Annotated in this window: 1 protein-coding gene; it reads left to right on the top strand. The window is 45.7% G+C overall.

The window, feature by feature from the left end; genetic code table 11:
- Positions 1-5,643 (top strand): hypothetical protein (locus BGP76_RS20275; protein WP_158584161.1); only part of this gene is annotated, 5,643 nt, incomplete at both ends.

The following is a 5,643-nucleotide window of genomic DNA, read 5'->3' as shown; positions in this document are numbered from 1 at the left end:
TGTCAAAGGCGTGCTAAGCGAAATCCCTGGCGGGGACTACACTGTCAGAATCACAAATACGGTAACAGGATGTTCTAACCTACAGTCCTTCGAAATCACCGATGAAGAAACTACAGTTGAAGTCAACAATGATGTAGCCGCTGATGTTACCGAAACACACCTCACTGTTTGTGAAGGTGGTACTGGATATCCTAACGGTGCTATCGAATTGAACAACATCACTGTAGCGGGTGCCGCTGCTACCACGAACCTCGAGTACACTTGGTACTATGGCTCCTCAGTTGATGCAGCTAAAGTAATCACAGATGGAGACAACATCTTTGACCTCAAAAACGGAAGTGCTACGGGTATTACTGCAGTAGCAGTTGCTGGAGCAACTACTGAAAATATCCAAAACCTAAACAACGGTATATATACTGTGGTGGTATTGGATCAAAACTCAGGATGTGAAGCAGATCCTATTTCCGTCACCATCAACAACAACCCTCCGGCGGCTTATACAGCTGACTATGATGCTAACCCTGCACTTACCATCAACAACTCTATTTGTGATATCACAGTAGCTACTTCTGGTCTATACAATGGTCAGATCACTGTACAGCCAGATGCTGGTGTTGCAGGTGACTATACATGGGAATGGTTCTTAGGATCGAACGATGATACACCTATCGCATCAGCTAGTTTCACGGCATCAGCAACTGACAATGTTCTGAGCCAGATTCCTGCCGGTGACTATACGGTTCGTTTGACACACAACACGACGAACTGTTCTAACCTACAGTCTTTCAGTATCATTGATGATGAAGTGGATGTTGTCATCGACAACTCCATAGCTGCCGATGTAATCGAAACAAACAATACCGTCTGTGAAGATGCAGCTGCTTACCCGAACGGTTCTATCGAACTGGATGACATCTCTGGAAGTGGTGACTATAACTTTAAATGGTACTATGGAACTAGCGTTGATGCAGCTAAATTAATTTCAAACAATACTGACTTACTATCCTTGAAAGGAACAGGAAGTAGTAATACTAATGTAGTCATCGATGATGCCAACGAAACCATTAGCAATCTAGATGGTGGGTTCTATACCGTCGTAGCAACAGACCGAGCGACAGGTTGTGTCTCTGATCCGATCACAATAGAGATAGAAAATGCACCTGCGACAATCGTGATCAATACAGTGGTAGACAAAGATGACTACAGTTGTGATGCAGGAACGCCTACTGGCGCAATCACTGCAAGTGTAACATCAGGTACTACAGACTATACCATCCAATGGTATAAAGGCACCAATACCAGTGCGAGTGGTACGCTAGCCAATACAGCTACAAATGATACCGACAACTCCGCAACTGGACTCGCTGCGGGTACTTATACCGCTGTGGTCACAGACGACGTGTCAAAATGTAGTGTATCACAAAGTATCACGATCAAACGCTCTACACCAGTCATCACACTGGTCATGGGACAAACCCCACAAACTACTTGTGCACCGAATGGCGAAGCAGTGGCGACTCCACAGGCTTTGACCTACACCAATGGTGCTCCTACTGACCACACTCCTATCGTGTATACCTATGCATGGTACGAAGGGCAAGTAGTTGCTGGTACGGCATTGGCAGATACGGACGAAACCTTAGAAGCTCAAGTCGCTGGATACTACACCGTAGTAGCTACAGAAACTACTTCTGGATGTAGCAGTAGTCCATACACCGTTGAGATTGTAGACGATGTAACGGCTACCGAACCTACTGCACTGATCAGTACAGGTACCAACCAAGGAGGAGTCAGTGGTTTGATTCCTACCAGCTGTGATGCCTATGGAACGATCGTAGCAGATGTAACCGATAATCCTAATGGAGCAAATATCACCTTCGAATGGTATGAAGGTTCGCTTGATTTTGCGGACGATCCAAGTGCTGGAACAATCTTAACTACTGGAGCTAGTTTGGCCAGTGATGCATCTGCTAGTGTTACTGTGAGTACTACACCTGGTGCAGGAACCGCTGGTTTTGCTTCACTAGCAGGTATTCCATCAGGACTCTATACTTTGGTGATGATTGATGCCTCTACAGGATGTAGATCACAGGAAGTATTTGACCTGTCCTTCCTAGGTCAGCAAGCTACCACGACCATTGCGATCAAACACGTAGAAGAGTGTCCAGACGATGGGGAAGCTACCGTAGGATTATCTGACAACATTGATATCGAATACATCAACCTCACTGGTACATTCGAAGATGGAGAAGAAGTCATCGCAAGCCCTAGTGGTGCGACAGGTATCATCTACAACAACAGTGGTACGACGATGGACATAGCCACCACTTCATCAGTAGCCTTTACCCCTGCGGATGCGATCACAGGACAGACCTCAGGCGCCACTGCTGATATTGATGTACTCAACGATGGATACGTCGATGGAGAAGTAGATGATATATCCGAATATTTCATCTATCTATACTCTGGATCAGGTGTGCCAGCGGATAAATTCACCACCTACACGGTAGATGGTGAAACCTTCCCTAAAATCATCGATGCGAGTGGAGAAGCTGAAGGTGCAGAAGTGACCTTCACAGGATTGCCAGCAGGCACCTATACTGCAGTGGCTCGAGAAAAATCAGACCCTGCATTTAACCCAGGAAGTACTGCACAGTGTTTTTCAGCGTCTGCTACGGACGAAATCCAACAAAGATCTTTCGCTCCTATCGTAGACTCTTACAGTCATGTAGACAACACGATCTGTGATGTCACTTTCCCAGCGGGAGGAAATGGATCAATCACGGTAACAGCTCGAAAAGATGTTGGAGATACAACCCAAACTGGCACGTTTGCTTTCACATGGTACGAAGTAGGCAGTGAATCTGCTGGAGATGAATTGAAAGCGACCGAAAGCAATGTCACCACTTCTACGATAGAAGATTTAGATCCAGGAGACTATATCGTCTACATCGATCGATTAGGAGCTGCTGGTAACACGGCCAACGGCTGTCAAACCACACAAACAGTAACCATTCAAGACGTTCCTGAAGTACATACAATTACAGATGCGAATATCACACACATCGTAGACTGTAGTGGTACAGGAGAGATCACGATCACCGATGCGATGATCACCGACGATGCGTCAGACTATAGCTATGAATGGTACAAAAATGCAGTATCAGGTACAGCGATCTCAGGAGAAAGTGCTGCTACCCTATCAGGACAGTTAGCAGGTACCTACTTCGTAGTAGCGACACATACGCAAAAAGGCTGTGAGACCTCTGCATTCGAAATAGAAATTCTAGACAACTCCGAAGCGCCGACTGTGGTCATCACATTAGGACAAGGAGATGACTACTGTATCGTAGAAGATGACCGAGGCAATGGCGTCTTGAACTGGCGTGTAACTGGTGCTACTGGCACCTACAGTTACCAATGGTATACAGGTACAGCAGCCACTGCTGGCAGTGAAGTTACCGGAACAGGGATCACCAATATCTCTGGCTCATCGGCTGGTGCATCATTGGCCTTGGAAAACATTGCGAGTGGAGACTACACCATCGAAGTAACAGACACTTCGTCACCAGACGAAACGTGTGTAACCACAGCGACATTTACTGTTCCAGATACTACTCCGACAGTTACCTTAGGAGTAGACGATTACACCATCGTAGACAATGCCAACTGTAACGGTACAGGTTCTTTCGAAATCACTGACATCCTTGAAGATGGACAAAGTGCTGTTGTCGACCTTAGCTATGACTTGACTACAGACTACAGTTACGTTTTCGAAGCAAGAGGTGGTGGTGCTCACGGTGGATCGATTGACCCACTGACACCTAACAAGCTTGATGATTTGAGTGAAGGAGACTACCAAGTCACCATCACCAACACGACGAGTGATTGTTCTAGTTCGGTATTCTTCTTCTCTATTGATGATGTATTTGAACTTCCTAACATCGTACTCACTGCCAAAACAAACGATCCTTGGTGTGATGCGACTGCTAATACTGGTGATGGTGCATTGAGCGTTGAGGTAGAAACTGCTGTACCTGGCACTACAACTACTGCTGGCTATAGCTTCACATGGTTCAGAGGTACTAACACCGCAAATGCAGCTAATAATATCTCTGCAAATGGTACAAATGCAGGAACAGCAACGATCAATGGATCTGGCATTGAAAATCTAAGTGCGGGTACCTATACGGTAGTCGTAGTAGACACCTCTGACCCGAACAATACTTGTGAGTCAGTTGCTTCTTATACCCTTATCGAAGATCCTGCTACGATTTCGATTACTTCCGCTCAGTACACCTTGGTAGACAATGAAAACTGTAACGGCACAGGTTCGTTCCAAATCAACAGTGTACTAGAAGATGGAGCTGTTGTAGGAACTACTGCGGATTATGAATACCTCTTCGAAGTACAAGGCGGTGGCGCACATGGCGGTACGATCGCAGGTGCAGATGACAACAGACTAGAAGGTCTGAGTGGTGGAGACTACCAAGTCACCATCACCAACACGACGAGTGATTGTTCTAGTTCGGTATTCCACTTCACCATTGATGATGTATATGACTTGCCAAACATCGTACTCACTGCCAAAACAAATGATCCTTGGTGTGATGCGACTGCTAACACTGGTGATGGTGCATTGAGTGTTGAGGTAGAAACTGCTGTACCTGGCACAACAACTACTGCTGGCTATAGTTTCACATGGTTCAGAGGTACTAATACTTCTATTGCGGCCAACAATATCACCGCAAATGGTACAAATAGGGGTTCAGCAACGATCAATGGTTCTGGAATCGAAAATCTAAGTGCGGGTACCTATACGGTAGTCGTAGTAGACACCTCTGACCCGAACAATACTTGTGAGTCAGTTGCTTCTTATACCCTTATCGAAGATCCTGCTACGATTTCGATTACTTCCGCTCAGTACACCTTGGTAGATAATGAAAACTGTAACGGTACAGGTTCATTCCAAATCAACAGCGTACTAGAAGACGGAGCTGTCGTAGCAACCACTGCCAACTATACCTTTGATTTCGAAGTACAAGGTGGCGGTGCACATGGTGGAACCATAGCTGGTGCAAATAACAACAGACTAGAAGGACTAAGTGAAGGAGACTACCAAGTCACCATCACCAACACGACGAGTGACTGCTCTAGTTCGGTGTTCTTCTTCTCTATTGATGATGTGTTCGAACTTCCTAACATTGTACTCACTGCTAAATCAGATGACTCATACTGTGATGCGACTGCTAACACTGGTGACGGTGCTTTGAGTGTCGCTATAGAAAATGGTATAGGAACTACCACCACCACTGGATATACTTTCGAGTGGTACAGAGGTACTGACACTTCGATTGCTGCCAATGAAATCACTGCTTCTACCCTACTAGGCTCTGAGGCCATTAATGCAACGAAGAACGCTATATCTGGTCTAGCTGCCGGTACGTATACAGTTAAAGTCATTGATAACAGCAGCCCGAACAACACATGTTTCTCGGAAGCTTCATACACACTCGTTGAAGATCCTACTACGATCACTATTACTTCTTCTGAGTTTACGCTGGTAGACAATGAAAACTGTGACGGTACAGGTTCATTTGAAATCAACAGCGTACTAGAAGACGGTGTGACCACAGGAACTAC

Origin of the sequence: Reichenbachiella sp. MSK19-1, from assembly GCF_003590315.1 — a bacterium.
GTDB classification, from domain to species: Bacteria; Bacteroidota; Bacteroidia; order Cytophagales; family Cyclobacteriaceae; genus Reichenbachiella; species Reichenbachiella agariperforans.
The sequence above is the reverse complement of the archived record's forward strand: the minus strand, read 5'-3'. Positions and strand labels throughout refer to the sequence as shown.